The 1,716-nt window shown below is 67.7% G+C and carries 3 protein-coding genes; 1 reads left to right on the forward strand and 2 read right to left on the reverse strand.

Annotation, left to right across the window (positions count from 1 at the left end):
* Window positions 1–224: 224 nt before the first annotated feature.
* Window positions 225–914, forward strand: a complete 690-nt coding sequence (locus tag IY392_RS15400) for an enoyl-CoA hydratase/isomerase family protein (RefSeq protein ID WP_194861676.1) — start codon at window positions 225–227, stop codon at window positions 912–914.
* A 144-nt stretch (window positions 915–1,058) separates the two neighbouring features.
* Here IY392_RS15400 and IY392_RS15405 read toward each other — a convergent pair whose 3' ends face one another.
* Window positions 1,059–1,397 carry an Lsr2 family protein gene (locus tag IY392_RS15405; protein WP_107755326.1) on the reverse strand — a complete coding sequence of 113 codons (339 nt, stop codon included), beginning with the start codon at window positions 1,395–1,397 and terminating at the stop codon, window positions 1,059–1,061.
* A gap of 106 nt (window positions 1,398–1,503) precedes the next feature.
* The coding region (locus tag IY392_RS19325; protein WP_375292923.1) for a sirohydrochlorin chelatase at window positions 1,504–1,716 on the reverse strand (213 nt) is incomplete at its 5' end.

The following is a 1,716-nucleotide window of genomic DNA, read 5'->3' on the forward strand; positions in this document are numbered from 1 at the left end:
CCGGAGGTGCCGCGGGAGGGGGAACGGGTCACCCGGGAAGAGTACGACGACGACGTCGCGATCGCGTCACAACGCCGTGGCGTGTCCACCGAAAACACTGTTGCCGTACCGCCGGCGCGCCGCCCGTCCCCTGCCCCCGCGGTCGCGCCGCGCCTCCCGCGGACGCCGTGACAACGGTGTCCCACCTGCCGTGACGGCGTTCCCGTGGCTCTACGCTGTGACCCATGCCCACTCTCAACCGTCACGATTCCGTCTTCGTCCTCCGCTTCGCCGAGCCGGACGACCCGGCGGACGCCCCGGACAACGCCTTCTCCCCGGAGTTCCTGGACTCCCTCGACGCCGCGCTCACCGAGGTCGAGGCGTCCGAAGGACCGGCGGCACTGGTCACGACCGGGGCCGGGAAGTTCTACTCGAACGGTCTCGACCTGTCGGTCGTCGCCTCCGATCCCACCGGACTGCCCGCGTACGTCTCACGGGCCCAGCGGTTGTTCGCCCGGGTCCTGCGGCTCGAACTACCGACGGTCGCGGCGATCAACGGCCACGCCTTCGGAGCCGGCGCGATGCTGGCCCTGTCTCACGACCACCGCGTCATGCGCGCCGATCGCGGATTCTGGAACCTGCCCGAGGCGCAGCTCGGCATGCCGTTCCCCCCGGGGATGAACGCGCTCATCACCACACGCCTCACGCCCGGGGTGGCGAGCACGGCGATGCTCACCTCGAGGCGCTACCCGGCGTCCGACGCGATCGAGGCCGGGATCGTCCACGAGGCGGCCGAGGCCGACGCGGTGCTGGACCGCGCCGTGGCGGTGGCGGCGGAGATGGCTCCGCTCCGTGGGGCCAACTACGCGGGGATCCGCGCGGGACTCGTCGCCGCCGCCCTGTCGCACCTGAACGCACCGATCACTCAGCTCTGAGCGGACAATTCCCGCGGCGTCACCGCGTCCTTCCACCAATTCCGGTCGCCGACCGGGTGGGGCGTGTCCGCCGGGTGGGGAGACCTGCGAATAGAACGAGGGCCCGCACCCCGTCACCGGGGATGCGGGCCCTCGATTGCGTGGTCAGTTCGCGGCGGCGTAGGCCTCCATCACGTCGGCCGGGATGCGGCCACGGTCGGAGACCTCGAAGCCGTTTTCCCTCGCCCATTCACGAATGATCTTGGTATCGCCCGACGAGGACTTGGCGGCAGCCTTGCGAGCCGGCTTGCCCCTGGTCGCGGTCACGCGGTGACCAGCGGCGATGTACGGGGCCATGACATCCCGGAAGGCTTGGGCGTTCTCGTCGCTCAGGTCGATGGAGTATTCCTTGCCCTCGAAGGCGAACGAGAGGGAATTAGCCTCGTCACCCAGTTCTGTTCCGTCGAGGTCATCGATGTACTTGACCTGGAATTGCTGCGCCACTGTCACTCCCTAGCTGGTTGCCGTTACTACTGCACAACAGTATGCACAATTTCTGCATATTATGCGTGATCACATTAGTTGACCAATGTCGATAATAGTCTGACCTTTACCGTGTCGAGAACTCCCGGTTCGGAGAGGCGGTTAATCCCGCCGAATTCTCTCGATATAACCGGACGATCAGATCGACTATCTCCGGGTTGGCGCCGAGCGGCCGCGAGGTCGCGTCCGCTCCGGCCGCCGCCAGACGATCCGCGAAGAACCCGGGAGCGAGCAGGTGCGTCGCAACGGCCACCCGGCGGTGCCCCCGCTCCCGGAATCC

The organism is Dietzia sp. SYD-A1 (assembly GCF_015356725.1).
In the GTDB taxonomy this organism is placed as follows: Bacteria; Actinomycetota; Actinomycetes; order Mycobacteriales; family Mycobacteriaceae; genus Dietzia.

Excerpts from the sequence above, each read along its gene's own strand:
- IY392_RS15400 (WP_194861676.1), top strand. The coding sequence starts at position 225 with ATGCCCACTCTCAACCGTCACGATTCCGTCTTCGTCCTCCGCTTCGCC.